The sequence below is a fragment of the Streptomyces griseoaurantiacus genome (assembly GCF_036189845.1).
GTDB classification, from domain to species: domain Bacteria; phylum Actinomycetota; class Actinomycetes; order Streptomycetales; family Streptomycetaceae; genus Streptomyces; species Streptomyces griseoaurantiacus.
In genome coordinates this window covers 1938456-1959812 of sequence record NZ_CP108326.1, presented here as the reverse complement: position 1 = coordinate 1959812, position 21357 = coordinate 1938456, and the positions used below count along the sequence as shown (strand labels likewise).

Genomic DNA, 21357 nt, shown 5'->3' with positions numbered 1-21357 from the left:
CGGGCAGCCCTCGGCGAGGTACGGCCTAGAGGCCGGGGAGTTCCAGGTCGGGGCGCTCGCCGCGGGCCATGCGGCGGCCGTTCTCGGCCGCCTGGAGCTCGAAGGCGTCGTGCGGGCTGGAGACCCTCGTGCCGCTGCCGTCGTCGGTGCCGGCCACCTCGCCCATGGCCTGCTGCCAGATGTGCCCGCCCTCGTGGTAGAGGGTCTCGTCGTCGAGCTGCGACCGGGCGCTGACGATGTGCGAGCCGGTGGTGTACGCCACGGCGCCGTGGTCGGCCGCCGAGCGCTGCGCGACGGGCCCGTCGTGGAGGCGGACGTGGCCGAAGGACATCGGATACTCCTGCTCCATCCGCGCGACGATACGGGGAGGCAGCGGCCTGCCGGGGGTCGCGATCGCGTCGGCGGGCGAGACCCGGCGCTGCACCGGCGCCTCCTCGTGCGCGCAGTCGGGACCGTGCCGGTGCGCCGCGCCGTCCTCGAGGTCCTCGGCGCGCTGCACGGAGGCGTCGGTCCGCCCACCTCCGGAGCCCTCGCGGTGCCTGCCCTCGGCGAGGGCGCGCGAGACGGCCGCGTTGCCGGCCCGGCGCTGGAGGGCGAGGACGTCGTCCGCCCACCCGGGACGCTGCGGCGGCACCGGCCGGCGGGCCGCCGGCCCGTTCCCGCGGCTCTGCTCCCTGCCGCTGTCCTGCGTGTGCATGACCGCCCCCACCTCGACCGTGGCCACTCGTCGGGAGGACAGTCTGCTCCGGCGGGCCTCCTCACGACAGGGCCGCGGGGGCACCTCCGGGGGCAGACCGGCCGCCGCGGCACAGCGGAAGGGCCCCCGGCGATCCGTGGATCGCCGGGGGCCCTGCGGTTCCGGACCGGGGGCGCCGGTCAGCGCATGCGGCCGCCCCGAGGCATGCGCATGCCCTTGGGCATCGGGCCCTTCGGCAGCGGCATGTTGCTCATCAGGTCGCCCAGTGCCCGCAGCCGGTCGTTCGTCGCCGTGACCTGGGGGCCGGTGAGGACCCGCGGGTACTTCAGCATCGTCGTCCGCAGCTTCTTCAGGTCGACCTGGTCCTCGCCCGTGCCGACGATGATGTCGTGCACCGGCACGTCCGCCACGATGCGGGCCATCCTCTTCTTCTCGGCCGCCAGCAGCGTCTTCAGCCGGTTCGGGTTGCCCTCCGCGACCAGCACGATGCCGGCCTTGCCGACCGCGCGGTGCACCACGTCCTGGTTGCGGTTCATCGCCACCGCGGGTGTCGTCGTCCATCCGCGCCCGACGTTGTCGAGCACGGCCGCCGCCGCTCCCGGCTGGCCCTCCATCTGCCCGAACGCCGCGCGTTCGGCCCTTCGGCCGAAGACGATCGCCATCGCCAGCAGGGCGATCAGCAGACCGAAGATGCCGACATAGATGGGGTGACCGATCAGGAAACCGATCGCGAGGAAGACACCAAGGGTGACGATTCCGACAGCCGCGAGTACAAGACCGATCTTCTTGTCGGCCCTGCGGGTCATCTTGTAGGTCAGGGCGATCTGCTTCAGTCGCCCGGGGTTCGCAGTCTCCGCCGCGGATTCCTTCCTCGCCATGGCACGAAGTCTACGTGCCCCGGGAGGCGCCCACGACGGCAGTCTCCACCGTGGTGCGGGAGGGCGGCCCCGTACGCCGAATCGTTACGGCGCCGCGGTCACCCGTCGGCGCGGAGCCCGGTCAGCAGCGGGGCGGCGGTGGCGGCAGTGACCGCGGTGACAGTGGTGACGGTGGTGACGGTGGTGACGTCGAGGAAGCGCTCCGCCTCGACGCGGTCCTTGGCGCGGCGGCGGTCCTCCAGGACCGAGTTCCAGGCGTTGCGGCGGGCCGTGCGCTGGCCGCCGCTCATCAACAGCGACTCGACGGCACGGAGTGCATCGGTGAACTTCGGAAGGGCGGTGGCGCGGACGGGTGCGGCCTGCATGACGGAGGTTCCCCCTCGGGAAAACGGCGGCCAGGGCGGGGCCCTACAAGTGGTGAGCCCAGGGTCACGCTTCGGTGTTACCAGGGCGTGACCGACCGGTCAAACGCACATGAAGCCTGGACACGGCGCCGGAAACGGCCCTCTCCGCCCCGGCGCGGCCGCTAGCTGCGGGGACGCGGGGTCTGCGCGGAACCGGCCACTACTCGCAGGTAGCGCCCTGTGCGCCGATTCACACGACGGACGGTCCCGGGAACCGCCGAGCGGCGGCACTGGGTGCCAGTGCCGCCGCTCGGGTGAAGGCCGGTCCGGGTCAGACCGCCTGCGAGGCGACGTAGCTGCCGCGCTTCTCGACGGCCATCCGGTACAGCCGGCCGGCGCGGTACGAGGACCGGACCAGCGGGCCGGACATCACACCGGAGAAGCCGATGCGCTCGGCCTCCTCCTTCAGCTCCACGAACTCCTGCGGCTTGACCCAGCGCTCCACCGGGTGGTGACGGACGCTCGGCCGCAGGTACTGCGTGATGGTGATCAGCTCGCAGCCGGCGTCGTGGAGCTGCCGCAGCGCGTCGACGACCTCCTCGCGGGTCTCGCCCATGCCGAGGATGAGGTTCGACTTGGTCACCAGGCCGTAGTCCCGGGCCGCGGTGATGACCTGGAGGGAACGGTCGTAACGGAAGCCGGGGCGGATCCGCTTGAAGATCCGGGGCACCGTCTCGACGTTGTGGGCGAAGACCTCGGGGCGCGAGGAGAAGACCTCCTCGAGCTGCTCGGGGACCGCGTTGAAGTCCGGGGCCAGCAGTTCGACCTTGGTGCGGCCCTCGGCCCGCTCGGCGGTCTGCGCGTGGATCTGACGGACCGTCTCCGCGTAGAGCCAGGCTCCGCCGTCCGCCAGGTCGTCGCGGGCGACGCCGGTGATGGTGGCGTAGTTCAGGTCCATGGTGACCACGGACTCGCCGACGCGGCGGGGCTCGTCACGGTCCAGCGCCTCGGGCCTGCCGGTGTCGATCTGGCAGAAGTCGCAACGCCGGGTGCACTGGTCGCCACCGATGAGGAAGGTCGCCTCCCGGTCCTCCCAGCATTCGTAGATGTTCGGACAGCCGGCCTCCTGGCAGACCGTGTGCAGCCCCTCGCTCTTCACGAGGCTCTGCATCTTGGTGTACTCGGGGCCCATTTTCGCCCGGGTCTTGATCCACTCGGGCTTGCGCTCGATGGGGGTCTGGCTGTTGCGGACCTCCAGGCGCAGCATCTTGCGTCCGTCGGGTGCGACTGCGGACACATCGGCTCCCTGTAGCTTCGATTCTTCGGCGTACACCAGGGTACGCCCGTGGTTACTGCGCCCAGTCGCTGAGACAAACCTCAGGGCTGCGGGGATCATTCCCCGGGACGGCGGCTTCCGCGGGGACGGCTCACACGGCCGCCCGCTCGATCTCGCGCGGCTTCAACTCCGCGTTCTCCAGTACCTCCCGCAGGTGCCGCTCCACGACCGGCAGCACCTCCGCGATGGTCACGTCCCGGCCCAGCTCGCCCGCGAGGGAGGCGACGCCCGCGTCACGGATGCCGCACGGGATGATCCGGTCGAACCAGGTGGCGTCGGGATTCACGTTGAGTGCGAAGCCGTGCATGGTGACGCCCTTGGCGACCCGGATCCCGATGGCCGCGACCTTGCGGTCCTCCCGGCGCTGCCCCGCGTTCGAGGGCGCGTACTCGGGCCCGTCGAGCCGCGGGTCGAACTCCTCGTCCGTCAGCCGCGGATCGAAGTCCAGGGACAGCCCGCCGAGCGCGGGCCGCCGCTCGACGGGGTCGCCGAGCACCCACACCCCGCTGCGCCCCTCGACCCGGCTCGTCTCCAGGCCGAACTCCGCGCAGGTACGGATCAGCGCCTCCTCCAGACGCCGCACGTGCGCCACGACGTCCACCGGGCGCGGCAGCTTCTGGATCGGGTAGCCGACGAGCTGGCCGGGGCCGTGCCAGGTGATCTTGCCGCCGCGGTCCACGTCGATGACCGGGGTGCCGTCGAGCGGTCGCTCGCTCTCCTCCGTGCGCCGGCCGGCGGTGTAGACGGGCGGGTGCTCCAGGAGCAGCACGGTGTCGGGGACCTCGTCGGCGAACCGGGCCGCGTGCACCCGGCGCTGCTCGTCCCACGCCTCCTGGTACTCCACGGCATCCGGGCCGAACCCCATATGGACGAACCGCACCTCACCCACGGCGAGCGCCTCCCTCAGTGAGCTCTCGGACGCGTGCGCCGCGCCCAAGCCACTGTACGTCCGTGCGAAAGGAACCCCCGCCGACGGGGTCGACGGGGTCGACGGGGGCCAGCCGGGTCCGGACGGGGGGCGTGCGGGGAGCGCGCCGGAGACGGATGCGGCGCGTACGTGGGTTGTCGCGCGGCCGCCCGCTCCAGCTCCGTCAGCCGGTCGGGCGCATCCTCACACGATCGGATGAATGGACGCCGACGTGTGCGATCGGTCGTTCACTCTCCGCTACATTCGCGCCGACGGCAGTAGACGCACGAAGCAAGTGAGCACCAAAAACGGCTGCTCAGAGGCGATCCGGGCAGCTCGTTCAGTCCGCCCCCGCGCCCCGTGCCCCGTGCACGGGGGACCGGCGGACGACGTGCGGGCCCGGACGGCACCGGAAGGCAGGAGACCGCACCGCAGATGACGGAACGACCCGCGCAGCGCACCCCCAACCGCCAGCTCGCCGCACTCATCGCAGAAGCGGGGTTCTCCAACGCAGGTCTGGCCCGTCGTGTGGACCAGCTCGGCCTCGAACACGGACTCGACCTCAGATACGACAAGACCTCCGTCACGCGGTGGCTGCGCGGCCAGCAGCCCCGCGGCACGACGCCCGCGCTGATCGCCGAGGTCTTCACCCGGCGGCTCGGCCGCAGGCTCAGCGCCCAGGACCTCGGCCTCGACGCCTGCGCCCCCGTCTACGCGGGACTGGAGTTCGCCGCGACGCCGGAGGAGGCCGTCGACATCGTCGGCGGGCTGTGGCGCAAGGACTCCGGCAGCCACGCCGAACTCCGCAAGATCGCCTTCACCCCGGCCGGCCTCGTCGTCCCCAGCCGCGACTGGCTGATCGGGCGCGCCGACGACCGCGTCGCCCACGGCGAGCCCGGCCCCGTCCGGCTGCCCGCCCAGGGCCGCCCCGCCGTCCCGCGCCAGCGCGGGCACTCCGAGCGGGGCCCCGGCCAGCGGGTCACCGGCGGCGACATCGCCGCGCTGCGCTCGGTCGGCGAGCTGTTCCGCACCCTCGACCACGCCTACGGCGGCGGCCACGCCCGCCAGGCCCTCGTCCGCTACCTGGAGCACGAGGTCGAGCCGATGCTGCGCGGCACCTACGGGGAGCAGACCGGGCGCCGCCTGTTCGGCGCCGCGGCCGATCTGACCCGGCTGGCCGGCTGGACCTCCTACGACATCGGCGCGCACGGCCTCGCCCAGCGCTACTTCGTCCAGGCGCTGCGGCTGGCGCAGGCGGCCGGTGACCGGGTGTACGGGGCGTACGTCCTGGTCTCGATGAGCAGGCAGGCCGTCTACCTCGGGCACGGCAGGGAGGCCGTGCAGCTCGCCCGGGTCGCCCAGCAGGGCGCGGTCGCCGGCGCGCCGCCCGCCGTGCAGGCGCTGCTGCACGCCGTCGAGGCGCGCGGGCACGGGGTGCTGGGGGAGGTGCGGGCGTGCACGGCCTCGCTGGTGCGGGCCGAGCGGGCCCTGGAGGCGAGCCGGCCGGGGGACGAACTCCCGCCCTGGGCCCGCTTCTTCGACGAGGCCCAGCTCGCCGACGAGTTCGGACACTGCCACCGGGACCTCCAGCAGTACCGGGCGGCGGTGCAGCACGCGGAGCGCTCGCTGCAACTGCGGCCCGTGGCCTTCGCGCGCAGCAGGCTGTTCTGCCGGGTGGTGCTGGCCTCGGCCCGGCTCGGCCTCGGCGAGCTTGACCAGGCCTGCCAACTGGGCGCCGAGGCGGCCGCACAGGCCTCGGAGATGCGGTCCACGCGGGCGGTGGAGTACGTCCGCGACTTCGAACGCCGCCTGGAGCCCTACCGGGACGCGGCCCCCGTGCGCGGCTACCGCGACCGGGTGGGGGTCCTGCAGTAGCGCGGTCGGCGCGCGGCTCCCCGGCCCGGCCCCGCCGGGGGACGGCACCCGGGGACGGCACCCAGGGACGGCACCCAGGGGCGGCGCCGGGGGCGAGTGAACGCCGTCGGCACCGCCCCGGACCTACGCCGCCGTCTCCAGCGAGCGGCCCGCCGCCAGGGGCCGCCGCACCCCCGCGTCGGCGAGCACCGCCCGCGCCGCCCTGCGCGCCGAGAGCAGCTCCCCCTGGAGCCCGCTCACCCCGCGGTGGTCGCCGCACACGTACAGCCCCGACAGCACCCGCACCGGCCGCCGCGCGTCGTGCGGCACGTTCATCGCCGGCACCGCCTCCGCGTCGTGGTGCACCGCCAGCAGCTCCCACCGGCTCGTCGAGGTCCGGTACAGCCGGGCGAGATGCGCCCGCACCTCCGCGTCCAGCGCGGTGGTCCCGCCGGGTCCGTCCGGGCCCGCGGGACGCCCCAGCACCACCGAGGTCACCAGCGCCCGCCCCGCCGGAGCCCGTCCGGGGTCCACCTGGCTGAGCACCGCCGTGTGTGCCACCGGCCCGCCCCGGTCGGCGTCGAGCAGCAGGACCGGTTCGGTGAGCGGCGGTTCGTCGGTGGTGTGGTGCAGCACCGTCGCCGCGTGATGGGCCGGCACCCGCAGCCCGGGCAGCAGCGCGGCGGCGGACCGCGCCCCGGTCGCCAGCACGACCGCCCGGCAGCCGATCTCGCCCGCCTCCCGCGTGGTCACCGAGGTCGTGGACACGGCCGTCACCCGTACCCCCGTGCGCACCGAACCCGGCGGCAGCCCGGCGGCGAGCAGCTCCGGCAGGGCGTCCGCGCCGCCCTCGGGCAGACACAGCCGCCCCGTCGCGAAGGCGTGCAGCGCGAGGTCGGCGCAGCGGCTGGACGAGGTCAGCGCCGGGTCGCCGAGCAGTGCGGCGAGGAGCGGCCGCAGGAACCCCTCGACCGCGCCCGGCGGCACCCCGTAGCCCGACAGAGCCTGCGCGGCGGACACCTGCGGCCGCGAGAGCAGCCGTTCGGGCGGGGTGGCGGCGAGCCGGGCCAGCACCGTGGCCAGCCGGGCCCGGTCCGCCGGCCCGCCCAGAGGTCCGGGCGCGGCCGGATGCGGACGGCCGCGGTGGGACGCCTGCGGACGCGCGGACCTGGGGGCGCTTGCGAGGGCGCGTACTGCCGTGAGTGCGCCCCGCGTGCCCCGTACCGCGCTCAGGGCGGCGCCCCGGCGTGCTCCCCGCCGGCCCGCCGTGGGCTGGAAGGACTCCCCGGCCCGGTGGTGACGGCCCTCGCTGTGCAGCAGCACCCCGGGGGAGAAGGTGCGCAGTGACAGCGTCTCCAGGCCCGGGGTGCGGGCCAGCTCCGGATACGAGGTGCACAGGAGCCGGCCACTGCGGTCGAGGCGGAAGCCGTCGACCTTCTCGCTGGTCATGCGGCCGCCGACGGTGCCGGCCGCCTCCAGGACCAGGACGCTCAGTCCCGCCCCGGTCAGATGCCGGGCCGCCGCGAGCCCGGCGACCCCGGCCCCCACGACGACGACGTCCACGGTGTCCGTGCTGCCCCCGGTATCCATGAGGCGCACGGGATCGGAGGGACCCACGGTGTTCGTGAGACCTCCGGTGTCCGTGGGACCCCCGGGATCCGCGGTGTGCGGGATGTACGGGGTGTGCGGGGGATTCGCTGTGCTGACGATGTGCGCATCCGCCTGGTGCACCGGCTCAAGCACGTGCCCTCCTCGAGGTCGCGCGACTGCTGGGGACGTGATGCCCCCAACAGGCTCCCGGAATACGCGAGTTCGGCACGAGGGTAGGCGGCGGCAAGAAGCACGTCAGGGGGCACGGGGACCTCGTACGGGTGCACGGGGGCGCTCCCCGGTGGAGCGGGACGCCCCCCTCGGCGCGCCCCCTCGCCGCCCGAGTCGGCCACGCGTCGGTCGCCCGGAGCCCGTCACCCGTCGATCGCCCGTCGGCCCCCCGTCGACCGCCGGTCAACCGTCCCCGATCAGTCGGCCGGGCGCAGGGCCGCCCGCAACGCCTCCTCGATGCCCGGGAACGCGAAGTGGAAACCCGCGTCCAGCAGCTTCGCCGGCAGCACCCGCTGGCTGACGAGGATGTCGCCCGCCATCTCGCCGAGCGCCACCCGCAGCAGCGCCTCGGGCGTCGGCACCAGCGCCGGGCGGTGCAGCACCCGCCCCATCGCCCGGGTGATCTCCGCGTTGGTCAGGGGGTTCGGCGCGGTCAGGTTGACCGGCCCCGACAGCGACCCCGTGTCCAGCGCGAACCGCAGCGCGGCCACCTCGTCGTGCAGGGAGATGTAGCTCCAGTACTGCCGTCCGCTGCCCATCCGGCCGCCGAGCCCTGCGCGGAACAGCGGGAACAGGCGCCCCCACGCACCGCCGCCGCGCGCCACCACGAGTCCGGTGCGGGCCAGCACCGTACGGATGCCGGCCTCCCGCGCCGGGTCCGCCGCCGCCTCCCACTCCACGCACACCGAGGGCAGGAAGCCCTCCCCGGGCGGCGCCGTCTCGTCCACCGCGCGGTCGCCCGTGTCGCCGTAGTAGCCCATCGCGCTGCCGTTGACGAACACCCGCGGCGGCTCGTCGAGCGCGGCCGCCGCCCGCGCGAGCGTCGTGGTGCCCCGCACCCTGCTGTCCCGGATCAGCCGCTTGTAGCTCTCCGTCCAGCGCCGTGAGCCCACCCCGGCGGCGGCGAGGTTCACCACCGCCGCGCAGCCGGCCAGGCCCGCCGTGTCGACACTGCCCCCGGCGGGGTCCCAGCGCACCTCGCCGGGGCCGCGCGGCGGGCGCCGCACGAGTCGTACGACGGTGTGGCCGTCCCGTTCCAGCGAGCGGGCCAGGGCCGATCCGATCAGCCCGGAGGCACCGGCGAGCGCCACCCGGGAACCGGCGGGGAGCGCGGACCCGGGGGACGGCGGGGGAGGGGAGGAGTCGGCTGTCATACGTCCATCCTGCCCCGCATCCGCGCATGTGCCCGTGGGGACCGCCGACCGTGCGCCCGACCGGCCCCCGGCGCCCTCGACGTACAGTGATCGGCATGTCAGTCCCGCACCCGCCGCGCATACGCCGGGCCACCGCCGCCGACGAGGACGCGCTCGGGCGGCTCGACCGCGCCACCTGGTCCACGCTGCACGCCGTCCAGCCCCCGCCGCGGCCGCCGTACGAGCCGTTCTTCACCGAGCGGTTCGGGCCGGGCGACCACCTCGTGGCCGAGCGGGAGGGGCGGGTGCTCGGCTACCTCAGGCTCGGCTTCCCGACCTCGCTGGCGGCCAACGCGCATGTACGGCAGATCCTCGGGTTCGTCGTCGCCGAGGAGGCGCGCGGCGCCGGGGTCGGACGGGCGCTGCTGCGGGCCGCGGCGGAGGAGGCCAGGCGGCAGGGCGCCCGCCGCCTCACCCTGCGCGTCCTCGGGCACAACACCCCCGCCCGGCGGCTGTACGAGTCGGAGGGGTTCGTGGTCGAGGGGGTGCTCCCGGAGGAGTTCCTGCTCGACGGCGCGTACGTGGACGACGTCCTCATGGGACGCACGCTGTAGCGGCCGCGCGCCGCCCACGCCGCCCACGCCGCCCACGCCGTTCGCGACCGTTCGGGACCCTTCGCGGCCGTTCGGCGCCGTCGGCTACGACTCCACCGGATCGCCCGTGTCCACCGGAGCCGTCCTGTCCGCCGCCTCGCGGGCGTCCCCCGCGACCTCCTTCGCGGTGAGCACGTAGCCGGTGCGCGCGTCGGAGGTGGAGCGGGCGAACACCACCCCGTACACCCGGCCGTCGGTGCTCAGCAGCGGGCCGCCCGAGTTGCCCGGCAGCACCGTGGAGCGGATCGAGTAGACCTGCCGGGTGACCGTGCCGGTGTTGTAGATGTTCCGGCCCGTCGCCTCGATCGTGCTCGCGACCGTGGCCGCCCGCAGGTTCAGCCCGCCGTCCTGCGGATAGCCGGCCACCACCGACGGGTCGCCGCGCCCCGCCGTGTCGTCGAAGCGGAGCGCCGGGGCGGTCAGCTCCGGCACGTAGAGCACCGCCACGTCCCGGTCCGGGTCGAAGAGCACCACGTGCGCCGCGTACATCGTGCCGACCCCGCCCACCCGGACCGAGGGATCGTCGATGCCGGCCACGACGTGGGCGTTGGTCATCACGTGCCGGGGCGCGTAGACGAAGCCGCTGCCCTCGCGGCCCTGGTCGCCCGCGATGCCCTCGACCTTGACCGTGCTCAGCCTCGCCGCCTCGCTCGCGCGCGGCGTCACGTTGTCCCCGGTGGGCTCGGCGACGCCCGCCGTCGGCTCGTTCTCGAAGGGGTTGAACACCTGCGGGAAGCCCGCCTCGGTGAGCGCCGTCGTGGCCCGGGAGAACCACGAGGGGGTCGTCTCCGGCATGACGTCCTGCACCGCGCCCAGCAGCGCCGAGTCGCGGATCGAGGAGGAGACCACCGTGGACGAGGAGGCACCCACCACGCTCGCCGCGACCCACGCCACGAGCAGGACGGACACCGTGTTGGCGGCCGCCCCGCCGACGCCGTCCGCCACCCGCAGCGGACCCCGGTCCAGCTCGCCGCGCAGCCGCAGGGCCAGCCGGCCCGCCAGCTCGTGCCCCACCGCGGCCGGCGCGAGCAGCGTCAGCACCGCCGTCAGCGTGGCCGCGGGGGTGCCCCGGGTGACCAGCTCCATGATCCAGGGCAGCACCCACACGCCGAGCACGGCACCGGCCGCGAAGCCCGCCAGCGAGACGCAGCCCGCGACCAGACCGCGCCGGTAGCCGGACGCCGCGTAGACCACGATCACCAGCAGCAGGAGTACGTCGAGCAGGTCCACAGGGCCGCCTTTCTCTCGGGCCGCCGCTCGGCACGCGCCGGGCGCACCGGTGCGTACGCGCCGGGCGCACTGTGGTGCATACGCGCCGGGCGCGCCCGTTGATCAGGACCAGTGCCCTGTGAACGGCACCGGTACCCGCACGCCTCGGAAAACGCTCCGGGACGGGGCGATGGTTCCACCGGGTGGCGCGGCACACATCTGGCAGCGCACGCGTCGCGGAGGCGGCGGGGGCGGGTCAGGGTGAGGAACATGCGTGTGGTCCGAGGAACGCGCGGGCGCCTGTGGGCGAGGATGCGCGGCAGGCACAGACATCGCGCCGGACACGCCGTGTCCGGCCTCCACGACGCCACACCCGGCGCCGTGCGGGACACCGGCCGCGGCGGCACCGCGCGGGGCGGCTCCCGCGGGACCGGCTCCGCGGGTGCGGGGCAGGAGAGCTCCGGCGAGGCCGACGCCGAACCGGGCGCCGCGGTACACGGCGGCGGCACCGGTCCCGGCACCGTGCGGGGCCGCCCCCCGGGCACCGCACCCGGCGCCGTGCGGGGTGGTTCGCGCGTCCCCGCGCCCGGCACCCGGCTGGGCGGCTCCCACGCGGCCGGGTTCGACGGCCGGTACGAGCGGCGCCGTCCGGGGCACTGGACGCCCCGCCGCCGGGCCCGGCGCCGGAACGGAACCGGACGCCACCGCACCCGCCGGGCCCTGGTCCTGCTGCTCGGCTGCCTGCCCGGCGCCGCCGTCGCGCTGGTGCTGGCCTTCTGCGCGGTCGGCGCGGCCCCCACCGGCGCCCGGTCCGCGCACCCCGCCCCCACCCGGCACCCGGCGACCGCCCCCGCGCACGCCGCCGCCCGCCCGGTCATCGTGCCGCGCGCCCGCTGGGCCGGGGAGGGCCTGCCCGCCCAGCCGCCGCCGCGCTACGACGACCGGGTCGTCGCGGTCTTCGTCCACCACACCGACTCGCCCAACGGCTACGACTGCGCCGACGCCCCCCGCATCATCCGCGCCCTCTACCAGGGCCAGACCTCGGCCCGGCAGTGGGACGACATCGGCTACAACTTCCTCGTCGACCGCTGCGGCACCATCTACGAGGGCCGGGCCGGCGGCGTCGACCGCCCCGTCACCGGCGCCCACACCCAGGGCTTCAACCACCGCACCGCCGGCATCGCCGCGATCGGCACCTTCACCGCGGGCACGCCCGTGCCGCCGGAGATGACCGAGGCCATCGCCGCGCTCGCCGCCTGGAAGCTCGGCCTCTCCGACGTCGACCCGCGCTCCCGGGTCGCCCTCGTCTCCAGCAACGGGGGCAGCCGCTACGCCGCCGGTGCCACCGCGGTGCTCCCGGCGGTCGCCGGACACGACGCGGGCTACCAGACGAGCTGCCCCGGCGCCGCGCTCTCCGCCCGCCTGGAGGCCATAAGGGCACGCGCGGCGCGCCTCCAGGGCCGCACCTGAGCCCTCGCCGGCACCCGCGTCAGTCCCCGAAGCGGGTCCACAGCGAGGGGTAGCGCCGGGCCAGGGCGGCCTCGTCCTCGAAGTCCAGCGGTGTGCCCTCCGGCTCCTCGGGCGCGGCCGGCAGCCCGAGGTCCGGAGCCACGGTGCCGGTGAGCTGCTCGTACGCCTCGTCGGCCGCGTAGCCGAGCTCCTCCCCGTCGCCGTCGATGCTCTCGTCGAAGTCGTCCAGGAGCTCGGCGAGCGAGTCCGGGTCGTGCAGGGCGCCCTCGAAGACCTCGCGACCCTGGCCGATCAGCCAGCAGCGGAAGTAGTCGAACGCGTCGTCGCTCGCCCCGCCCAGGAGCAGCCAGGCGGCGCCCCACAGGTCCCAGCGGTAGGCGCGGTTGTAGCGGGCCTCGAAATGGCGGGCGAAGTCCAGCACCGCCTCCGGGTCGAGCCGGAGGAGCCGCTCCACCAGCAGATCCGCCTGTTCCTCCGGATCACCCTCCGCGGCCTCGCGGGTGACGTCCACCAGCTCCCAGAACTCCGTCTCGTCCATCACGCCCACCAGGATCGGCCCTCGGGAGGCTCGGCGCACCTCGGTCCTCAGGCGTAGAGCGCCGCGAGCCGGCGGGCGTCGGCGGCCATACGGCGGCGCAGGGAGGCCGGCGCCAGCACCTCCGCCTCCGGGCCCAGCGCCCTGAGCTGGGCGTGGGCGACCTCCTCCGACTCCACCGGCAGGGTCACGGTGACCCGGCCCTCCCGGTCCGTCCCGGCGGGGTCACCCAGCGCACGGCGGGCGGAGGCGGGGTCCACGACGCCGGGCAGCAGCCGGGCGCCCTCGGGGGAGACGCGCACCACGACCTCGGTGCGCAGGATCGAGCGCGCGAACTCCTCGGCGTGCTCGGCCCAGAAGGCCGGCAGGTCGAAGCCCTCCTCGCGGACGAAGCGCCCCTCGTCGGCGCCGCTCGTCCCGGCGGGCTCCACGGCCGTGAACCGGTCGAGGCGGTACACGCGGAACGCCCCGCCGTCCGGGGCGGCCACGCGGGCGCACAGGTACCAGACGCCCGCCTTGAGGACGAGACCGTACGGCTCCAGCTCCCGCTGGACCTCGTCGTCGCGGCCCCTGCGGTAGCGGGCGGTGATCCGGCGGTCCTCCCAGACCGCCTCGGCGATCGCGGGCAGCAGCGCGGGGGTGCGGGGTTCGTGGAACCAGGCGGGCGCGTCGAGGTGGAAGCGCTGGGCCGCCGTGCGCGGGGCGTCCCTCAGCGAGGGCAGGAGGGCGGCGGAGGCCTTCAGCCGGGCGGCGGAGGCGGCGTCGGCGAGGCCCATGTCGCGCAGCGCGCCGGGCAGACCGGAGAGGAACAGAGCCTCCGCCTCGGTGCGGGCGAGCCCGGTGAGGCTGGTGCGGTAGCCGGCCACGAGACGGTAGCCGCCGGCGCGGCCCCGGTCCGCGTACACGGGGATGCCGGCCTCGGAGAGCGCCTGGGCGTCCCGGGCGACGGTGCGCTCGGACACCTCCAGCTCGCGGGCGAGTTCGGCGGCGGTCATGACGGGGCGGCCCTGCAGAAGCAGCACCATTCTGATGAGCCTGGCGGCACGCATGGCTTCATGATGGCGCGCGGACGCGCCCCGGGGGCATGGCGGCCCCGGGAAAGCACGACGGTCCCGCGCCCCCTCGATGAGGGGGCGCGGGACCGTCCCGGTCGTATACGGAACGCGGAGGGTGTCCGCGCCCGGACTACAGGCCGTAGCGCTCGCGCGCCTCCTTCACCGCCGTGGCCTTGACCTCGCCCCGGCGGGCGAGCTGCGCCAGCGCCGCGACGACGATCGACTCCGCGTCGACGCCGAAGTGACGGCGGGCCGCCTCACGGGTGTCGGACAGACCGAAGCCGTCCGCGCCCAGCGAGGCCCAGTCCTGCTCGACCCACTGCGCGATCTGGTCGGGGACCTGCCGCATGTAGTCGGAGACCGCCAGCACGGGACCCTGCGCCCCCTGCAGCGCCCGCCGCACGTACGGCACCCGCTCCTCGCCCCGCAGCAGTGCCGCGTCCGCGTCCATCGCGTCGCGCCGCAGCTCCGTCCAGGACGTCGCGGACCACACGTCCGCCGCGACGCCCCACTCCTCGGCGAGCAGCCGCTGCGCCTTCAGCGCCCAGTGGATCGCCGTGCCCGAGCCGAGGAGCTGGATGCGCGGGGCGTTCGCCACCGTGGTCAGCCCGGCCGACTCCGCCGTGTTGAAGCGGTACAGGCCCTTGACGATGCCCTCGTCGAGCCCCGGCACGGCGGGCTTCGCGGGCTGCGGCAGCGGCTCGTTGTAGACGGTCAGGTAGTAGAAGACGTTCGGGTCCTCGTCCGGCGCGGCCTCGCCGAACATGCGGCGCAGACCGTCCTTGACGATGACGCCGAGCTCGTAGGCGAAGGCCGGGTCGTACGTCAGGGCCGCCGGGTTGGTCGCGGCGATCGCCGGCGAGTGGCCGTCGGCGTGCTGCAGGCCCTCGCCCGTCAGCGTCGTCCGGCCGGCGGTGGCGCCGACGAGGAAGCCGCGGCCGAGCTGGTCGCCGAGCTGCCACATCTGGTCGCCGGTGCGCTGCCAGCCGAACATCGAGTAGTAGATGTAGAACGGGATCATCGTCTCGCCGTGCGTCGCGTACGACGTCGAGGCGGCGATGAACTCGGCCATGGCGCCGGCCTCGGTGATCCCCTCGTTGAAGATCTGGCCGTTCGTCGCTTCCTTGTAGTACATGAGCTGGTCGCGGTCGACCGGCTCGTACGTCTGCCCCTTGGGCGAGTAGATGCCCAGGGACGGGAAGAGGCTCTCCATGCCGAAGGTGCGGGCCTCGTCGGGGACGATCGGCACCCAGCGCCTGCCGGTCTCCTTGTCGCGGACGAGGTCCTTGACCAGGCGGACGAAGGCCATCGTCGTGGCGACGGACTGCGAGCCGGAGCCCTTGTCGAACGCGGTGAACGCCTTGTCGGCCGGCATCGGCAGCGGCGCGACCGGGTGCGCCCGGCGGGCGGGGGCCGGGCCGCCGAGGGACGCGCGGCGCTCCTGGAGGTAGCGGACCTCGGGGGAGTCGGCGCCGGGGTGGCCGTAGGGGACCACGCCGTCGACGAACTGCGCGTCCGAGATCGGCAGGTCAAGACGGTCCCGCATGTCCTTGAACTGCTCCACCGTCAGCTTCTTCATCTGGTGGTTGGCGTTCTTCGAGGCGAAGCCGTCGCCGAGGGTGTGGCCCTTGACGGTCTGGGCCAGGATCACGGTCGGGGCGCCCTTGTGGGCGAGGGCCGCCCGGTACGCGGCGTAGACCTTGCGGGCCTCGTGGCCGCCGCGCGAGAGATGGAAGCACTCGAGGATCTTGTCGTCGCTGAGCAGCTTCGCCATCTCGACGAGCGCCGGGTCCTTGCCGAAGAAGTCCTCGCGGATGTAGGCCGCGTCGCGCGTCTGGTACGTCTGCACCTGCGCGTCCGGTACCTCGCGCAGCCGGCGGACCAGCGCGCCCGTGGTGTCCAGCCGGAACAGCTCGTCCCAGGCGGTGCCCCACAGGGTCTTGATCACGTTCCAGCCGGCGCCCCGGAAGAGGGCCTCCAGCTCCTGCACGATCTTGAAGTTGGCGCGTACCGGACCGTCGAGCCGCTGCAGGTTGCAGTTGATGACGAAGGTCAGGTTGTCCAGGCCCTCGCGGGAGGCGAGAGTGAGCGCGGTGGTGGACTCCGGCTCGTCCATCTCGCCGTCGCCGAGGAAGGCCCAGACGTGGGAGTCGTTCAGGTCCTTGATGCCGCGGCTGGTCAGGTAGCGGTTGAACCGCGCCTGGTAGATCGCGGAGATCGGGCCGAGGCCCATGGAGACGGTGGGGAACTCCCACAGCCAGGGCAGCCGGCGCGGGTGCGGGTAGGAGGGCAGGCCGTTGCCGCCGGCCTCGCGGCGGAAGTTGTCGAGCTGCGTCTCGCTCAGCCGGCCGTCGAGGAAGGCGCGGGCGTAGATGCCGGGGGAGGCGTGGCCCTGGATGTAGAGCTGGTCGCCGGAGCCGTCACCCTGCTTGCCGTGGAAGAAGTGGTTGAAGCCGGTCTCGTACAGCCAGGCGGCCGAGGCGAAGGTGGCGATGTGGCCGCCGACGCCGTACTTGCTGCCCCGGGTCACCATCGCGGCCGCGTTCCAGCGGTTCCACGCGGTGATGCGGGACTCCATCGCCTCGTCGCCCGCGATCGCGGGCTCGGCGGCGGTGGGGATGGTGTTGACGTAGTCCGTCTCGAGGAGCTGCGGCAGCGGGACGCCGGCTCCCTCGGCGCGCTCCAGCGTGCGACGCATCAGATAGGCCGCGCGGTGCGGGCCCGCCGCCTCGGCCACGGCGTCCAGGGAGGCCTGCCACTCGGCGGTCTCCTCCGGGTCCCGGTCGGGGAGCTGGTCGAGCGCGCTCGGCTGGATGGCGTTGGGGTCGGTCATGTCGCCGCCTTCCTCAGTCGAAGGGGGTTCCCTCATCGGTAAGGGTTCGGGTGTGCCCTTGGTCTTTGGCAGGACAGGGCGGTGGGCTTCGGTGCTGTGACACCATGCGGTCTCGCCGCGTGGCCCAACGAGGACTGTAACCCCCTGATCGATGATCGATCAAAGGGTTGAGGGCAAAATATCTTGATTCCGAGAAAGTCGGCACGGGGTGCCTTCGGGGGTGGCACGGGGTGACGGTTTCCGGCGGGGTTTACGCAGGTGAGCGGGGGTGCGCTCGGCCCGCGTACGGCTGCCCCGCTGCCGCCGAGGCGCCCTACGCGCGCGGGGCGCAGCCCAGGACGTGGGACTTGACCAGGTCGGCGATCCTCGGGTCGCGGCGGCGGAACGCGGCGACCAGTTCCTCGTGCTCCTCCGCGTAGGACTGCTGCACCGTCCCCAGCCACCGGATCGACAGGGCCGTGAACACCTCGATGCCCAGCCCCTCCCAGGTGTGCAGCAGCACCGCGTTGCCGGCCGCCCGCACCAGCTCCCGGTGGAAGCCGACCGTGTGCCGGACCTGCGCCGTGCCGTCCGCCAGCCGGTCCGCCTCGTAGAGCGCGGACACGTGCGGCTCCAGCGCCGAGCAGTCCAGCGCCAGCCGCTCCGCCGCCAGTTCCGCCGCGATCGCCTCCAGGCCGGCCCGCACGGGGTAGCTCTCCTCCAGGTCGGCGGCCGTCAGGTTCCGCACCCGGACGCCCTTGTTCGGCGCCGACTCGATCAGCCGCAGCGACTCCAGCTCCCGCAGCGCCTCCCGCACCGGGGTCTGGCTGACCTCCAGCTCGGTGGCGATGCGCCGCTCCACGATCCGCTCGCCCGGCTGCCAGCGCCCGCTGACGATCCCCTCCACGATGTGCTCGCGGATCTGTTCGCGCAGCGAGTGGACGACGGGCGCGGTCATGAGGGCTCCGTAGGTTGCTGGACGGCCCGGAACTGGCCCTTCGGCCCCCGGGGCGTTTGACGTTTAGACAATAAGGCCGTCCGCGCCGCACGGAAGGGCGCACGAGGGCGCTCACCCGCAGGTGAGACGAGACGCACACGCCGTCGCCGGACCCGCCCGGACGGGCGGCCGCCCCGGGAACGACGGTGCCCCCGCCCGGAGTGTTCCGGACGGGGGCACCGTGCGCACCGCTTCTGGCGTGGGGCTCAGAGGCCGAGCTCGACCTCGAACTCGCCCGCCTCCAGGATCGCCTTGACCGCGGTCAGGTAACGGGCCGCGTCGGCGCCGTCCACCAGACGGTGGTCGTAGGACAGCGTCAGGTACGTCATGTCGCGGACGCCGATGACCGTACCCTCCTCCGTCTCGATGACGGCGGGGCGCTTGACGGTGGCGCCGATGCCGAGGATGGCGACCTGACCCGGCGGCACGATGATCGTGTCGAACAGCGCGCCGCGCGAGCCGGTGTTGGAGATGGTGAAGGTCGCGCCGGACAGCTCGTCCGGGGTGATCTTGTTGGCCCGGACCTTGCCCGCGAGCTCGGCGGTGGCCTTGGCGATACCGGCGATGTTGAGGTCGCCCGCGTGCTTGATGACCGGGGTCATCAGGCCCTTCTCGGAGTCCACCGCGATTCCGAGGTTCTCGGAGTCGAAGTAGGTGATGGTCCCCTCGGCCTCGTTGATCTTGGCGTTGATGACCGGGTGGGCCTTCAGCGCCTGGGCCGCCGCCTTGACGAAGAACGGCATCGGGGAGAGCTTGACGCCCTCGCGCGCGGCGAAGGAGTCCTTCGCCTGGGCGCGCAGCCGCATCAGCCGGGTGACGTCGACCTCGACCACCGAGGACAGCTGGGCCTGCTCGTGCAGGGCCTTGACCATGTTGTCGCCGATGACCTTGCGGATCCGCGGCATCTTCACGGTCTGGCCGCGCAGCGGGGAGACCTCGAGCTTCGGGGCCTTCTTCGCCGACGACGGTGCGGACGCGGCGGCGGCCGGAGCCGGGGCAGCGGCGGCGGCCTTCGCGGCCTCGGCGGCGGCGAGCACGTCCTGCTTGCGGATCCGGCCGCCGACGCCGGTGCCCTTGACGGAGCCCAGGTCGACGCCGTTCTCGGCGGCGAGCTTGCGCACCAGCGGGGTCACGTAGGCGCCCTCGCCACCGGCGGTCGCGGCCGGAGCCGGGGCCGGGGCGGGAGCCGGCGCCGGAGCGGCCGGGGCCGGCGCGGGCGCCGGGGTCTCCTGGGTCTGCGGAGCCGGGGTGCTCGGCGCCTGCGGGGCCGGAGCCGGGGCGGCGGCCTGCGGGGCGGGCTGCGCCGGGACGGGCTCGGGCGCCGGGGTGGGCTCGGGCTGGGCCGGTGCGGCGGGGGCGGCCGGAGCCGCCGCCGGGGCGGCACCCGGCTGTCCGATGACGGCCAGCTTCGCGCCGACCTCGGCCGTCTCGTCCTCGCCGACCACGATCTCCAGCAGCACGCCGGAGGCGGGCGCCGGGATCTCGGTGTCGACCTTGTCGGTGGAGACCTCGAGCAGCGGCTCGTCGGCCTCGACGGACTCGCCGACCTCCTTCAGCCAGCGGGTCACCGTGCCCTCGGTGACCGACTCGCCGAGCGCCGGGAGCACCACGTCGGTGCCCTCGGCGGAACCGCCGCCGGAGGTGGCCTCCGGGGTCGGCGCCGGGGCGGGCGCGGCCTGCTCGGTGGAGGGGGCGGCCGGGGTCTGGGCGGCCGGGGCGGCCGTCTCGGCCGCGGCAGGCTGCGGCTCGGGCTCGGCGGCGGGCGCCGGGGCCTCCGCCGGGGCGCCGGAGCCGTCGTCGATGACGGCCAGCTCGGCGCCGACCTCGACCGTCTCGTCCTCGGCGACCTTGATGGAGGACAGCACACCCGCGGCGGGCGAGGGGATCTCGGTGTCGACCTTGTCGGTCGACACCTCGAGCAGCGGCTCGTCGGCCTCGACGCGCTCGCCCTCGGCCTTCAGCCAGCGGGTGACAGTGCCCTCGGTGACGCTCTCACCGAGCGCCGGAAGGGTTACGGAAACCGCCATGGTTTCGGTTGCTCCTTAACGGAAGTGCGGAAGTCTGTTGTCGTCGACCGAGGGGGATCAGTCGTGGGCGTGCAGCGGCTTGCCGGCCAGGGCCAGGTGGGCCTCGCCGAGCGCCTCGCTCTGCGTCGGGTGGGCGTGGATGAGCTGGGCGACCTCGGCCGGCAGCGCCTCCCAGTTGTAGATCAGCTGCGCCTCGCCGACCTGCTCACCCATGCGGTCGCCCACCATGTGCACGCCGACCACCGCACCGTCCTTGACCTGGACGAGCTTGATCTCGCCCGAGGTCTGGAGGATCTTGCTCCGGCCGTTGCCGGCCAGGTTGTACTTCAGCGCGACGACCTTGTCCGCACCGTAGATCTCCTTGGCCTTGGCCTCGGTGATGCCCACGGAGGCGACCTCGGGGTGGCAGTACGTCACCCGGGGGACACCGTCGTAGTCGATCGGCACGGTCTTCAGGCCGGCCAGCCGCTCCGCCACCAGGATGCCCTCGGCGAAGCCGACGTGCGCGAGCTGGAGGGTCGGGACCAGGTCGCCGACCGCGGAGACGGTGGGCACGTTGGTGCGCATGTACTCGTCGACGAGGACGTAGCCGCGGTCCATCGCGACACCGGCCTCCTCGTAGCCCAGGCCCTGCGAGACCGGGCCGCGGCCGATGGCGACGAGGAGGACCTCCGCCTCGAACTCCTTGCCGTCGGCGAGGGTGACCTTCACACCGTCCTGGGTGTACTCCGCCTTCTGGAAGAAGGTGCCCAGGTTGAACTTGATGCCGCGCTTGCGGAAGGCGCGCTCCAGGAGCTTGGAGGAGTTCTCGTCCTCGACCGGGACGAGGTGCTTGAGGCCCTCGACGATCGTGACGTCGACGCCGAAGGACTTCCACGCGGAGGCGAACTCGACGCCGATGACGCCGCCGCCCAGGATGACCGCGGACTTCGGCACGCGGTCCAGCACGAGGGCGTGGTCGGAGGAGATGATCCGGTCGCCGTCGATGTTCAGGCCCGGCAGCGACTTCGGCACGGAGCCGGTCGCCAGCAGGATGTGCCGGCCCTGGATGCGCTGCCCGCCGACGTCCACCGAGGTGGGCGAGGACAGTCGGCCCTCACCCTCGATGTACGTCACCTTGCGGGAGGCGACCAGGCCCTGCAGGCCCTTGTACAGACCGGAGACGACCCCGTCCTTGTACTTGTGGACACCCGCGATGTCGATGCCCTCGAAGGTCGCCTTGACGCCGACGGACTCGCTCTCGCGGGCCTGGTCGGCGATCTCGCCCGCGTGCAGCAGGGCCTTGGTGGGGATGCAACCCCGGTGCAGGCAGGTACCGCCGACCTTGTCCTTCTCGATCAGGGCGACGTCCAGGCCCAGCTGCGCCCCGCGCAGGGCCGCGGCGTACCCACCGCTACCACCGCCGAGGATCACTAGGTCGAAAACGGTGCTGGCGTCGTTCGCCACGTCACGTCCTCCATGCATGTGCGCCACCGGTCGTCGGTGACCGGCTGACGGCTGGTGTCCGGCCGCTCGTTCTTCGGCCCTCGGATGGGGCCCTGTCCTGCCAGGCCCCATCTTCGCACTTGTCACCGCCGGGTGAGACGCGGGGCCGGGAGTGAGACGCCCCACGCTCACCTGAGAAGGGGG

At 74.1% G+C, this 21357-nt stretch carries 16 protein-coding genes and 1 pseudogene; 3 read left to right on the top strand and 14 right to left on the bottom strand.

Annotated features, from left to right (window positions below):
• Nucleotides 1-25 precede the first annotated feature (25 nt).
• The 5 genes and pseudogenes from OHB09_RS08830 to lipB all read right to left on the bottom strand — a co-directional run bounded on the left by OHB09_RS08830 (nucleotide 26) and on the right by lipB (nucleotide 4144).
• Nucleotides 26-697 carry an eCIS core domain-containing protein gene (locus OHB09_RS08830; protein WP_319350834.1) on the bottom strand — a complete coding sequence of 224 codons (672 nt, stop codon included), beginning with the start codon at nucleotides 695-697 and terminating at the stop codon, nucleotides 26-28.
• Between the two features lie 179 nt (nucleotides 698-876).
• Nucleotides 877-1575: a DUF4191 domain-containing protein gene (locus tag OHB09_RS08825; RefSeq protein WP_093596003.1), complete on the bottom strand. Its 699-nt coding sequence runs from the start codon at nucleotides 1573-1575 to the stop codon at nucleotides 877-879.
• Nucleotides 1576-1757: 182 nt separating this feature from the next.
• A pseudogene (locus OHB09_RS08820) lies at nucleotides 1758-1940 on the bottom strand (SCO2195 family GlnR-regulated protein); the annotation flags it as partial.
• Nucleotides 1941-2250: 310 nt separating this feature from the next.
• Nucleotides 2251-3216, bottom strand: coding sequence for a lipoyl synthase (lipA, locus tag OHB09_RS08815; protein ID WP_006137889.1), 966 nt, complete (start codon nucleotides 3214-3216; stop codon nucleotides 2251-2253).
• A gap of 130 nt (nucleotides 3217-3346) precedes the next feature.
• Nucleotides 3347-4144, bottom strand: a complete 798-nt coding sequence (gene lipB / locus OHB09_RS08810) for a lipoyl(octanoyl) transferase LipB (RefSeq protein ID WP_319350833.1) — start codon at nucleotides 4142-4144, stop codon at nucleotides 3347-3349.
• Nucleotides 4145-4597: 453 nt separating this feature from the next.
• On the opposite strand from lipB, the gene OHB09_RS08805 reads away from it, so the two are divergent.
• Entirely contained in the window at nucleotides 4598-6037 is a 1440-nt protein-coding gene (locus tag OHB09_RS08805) for a hypothetical protein (protein WP_006137891.1), read from the top strand.
• A 123-nt stretch (nucleotides 6038-6160) separates the two neighbouring features.
• On the opposite strand, the gene OHB09_RS08800 is transcribed toward OHB09_RS08805, so the two are convergent.
• A complete protein-coding gene (locus OHB09_RS08800; RefSeq protein ID WP_328921806.1) occupies nucleotides 6161-7606 on the bottom strand; it encodes an FAD-dependent oxidoreductase in 1446 nt (481 codons plus the stop codon).
• 428 nt (nucleotides 7607-8034) lie between these two features.
• Nucleotides 8035-8991 carry a TIGR01777 family oxidoreductase gene (locus OHB09_RS08795; RefSeq protein WP_167793399.1) on the bottom strand — a complete coding sequence of 319 codons (957 nt, stop codon included), beginning with the start codon at nucleotides 8989-8991 and terminating at the stop codon, nucleotides 8035-8037.
• A 95-nt stretch (nucleotides 8992-9086) separates the two neighbouring features.
• On the opposite strand from OHB09_RS08795, the gene OHB09_RS08790 reads away from it, so the two are divergent.
• Nucleotides 9087-9584, top strand: coding sequence for a GNAT family N-acetyltransferase (locus OHB09_RS08790; RefSeq protein WP_040893590.1), 498 nt, complete (start codon nucleotides 9087-9089; stop codon nucleotides 9582-9584).
• An 84-nt stretch (nucleotides 9585-9668) separates the two neighbouring features.
• Here OHB09_RS08790 and OHB09_RS08785 read toward each other — a convergent pair whose 3' ends face one another.
• The gene (locus OHB09_RS08785; RefSeq protein ID WP_328921805.1) at nucleotides 9669-10853 is read right to left on the bottom strand and encodes a MarP family serine protease; all 1185 of its coding nucleotides are present in this window, start codon (nucleotides 10851-10853) and stop codon (nucleotides 9669-9671) included.
• 705 nt (nucleotides 10854-11558) lie between these two features.
• Between OHB09_RS08785 and OHB09_RS08780 the strand changes: the two genes are divergently transcribed.
• A complete protein-coding gene (locus OHB09_RS08780; protein ID WP_107405903.1) occupies nucleotides 11559-12302 on the top strand; it encodes a peptidoglycan recognition protein family protein in 744 nt (247 codons plus the stop codon).
• Nucleotides 12303-12321: 19 nt separating this feature from the next.
• Here the strand turns inward: OHB09_RS08780 and OHB09_RS08775 are convergent, their stop codons facing one another.
• From OHB09_RS08775 to lpdA, 6 genes are all read right to left on the bottom strand, one after another.
• Entirely contained in the window at nucleotides 12322-12840 is a 519-nt protein-coding gene (locus OHB09_RS08775; RefSeq protein WP_191853217.1) for a DUF4240 domain-containing protein, read from the bottom strand.
• 47 nt (nucleotides 12841-12887) lie between these two features.
• Nucleotides 12888-13886 carry a helix-turn-helix transcriptional regulator gene (locus OHB09_RS08770; RefSeq protein ID WP_006143687.1) on the bottom strand — a complete coding sequence of 333 codons (999 nt, stop codon included), beginning with the start codon at nucleotides 13884-13886 and terminating at the stop codon, nucleotides 12888-12890.
• A 136-nt stretch (nucleotides 13887-14022) separates the two neighbouring features.
• Nucleotides 14023-16725, bottom strand: coding sequence for a pyruvate dehydrogenase (acetyl-transferring), homodimeric type (aceE, locus tag OHB09_RS08765; RefSeq protein WP_093595988.1), 2703 nt, complete (start codon nucleotides 16723-16725; stop codon nucleotides 14023-14025).
• 313 nt (nucleotides 16726-17038) lie between these two features.
• Nucleotides 17039-17662 carry a GntR family transcriptional regulator gene (locus tag OHB09_RS08760; protein ID WP_006143684.1) on the bottom strand — a complete coding sequence of 208 codons (624 nt, stop codon included), beginning with the start codon at nucleotides 17660-17662 and terminating at the stop codon, nucleotides 17039-17041.
• A 245-nt stretch (nucleotides 17663-17907) separates the two neighbouring features.
• Complete coding sequence (gene sucB, locus OHB09_RS08755; protein ID WP_328921804.1) at nucleotides 17908-19728, bottom strand: 2-oxoglutarate dehydrogenase, E2 component, dihydrolipoamide succinyltransferase; 1821 nt, start codon at nucleotides 19726-19728, stop codon at nucleotides 17908-17910.
• Nucleotides 19729-19785: 57 nt separating this feature from the next.
• Nucleotides 19786-21174: a dihydrolipoyl dehydrogenase gene (lpdA, locus tag OHB09_RS08750; RefSeq protein ID WP_006143682.1), complete on the bottom strand. Its 1389-nt coding sequence runs from the start codon at nucleotides 21172-21174 to the stop codon at nucleotides 19786-19788.
• Between the last annotated feature and the right edge of the window lie 183 nt (nucleotides 21175-21357).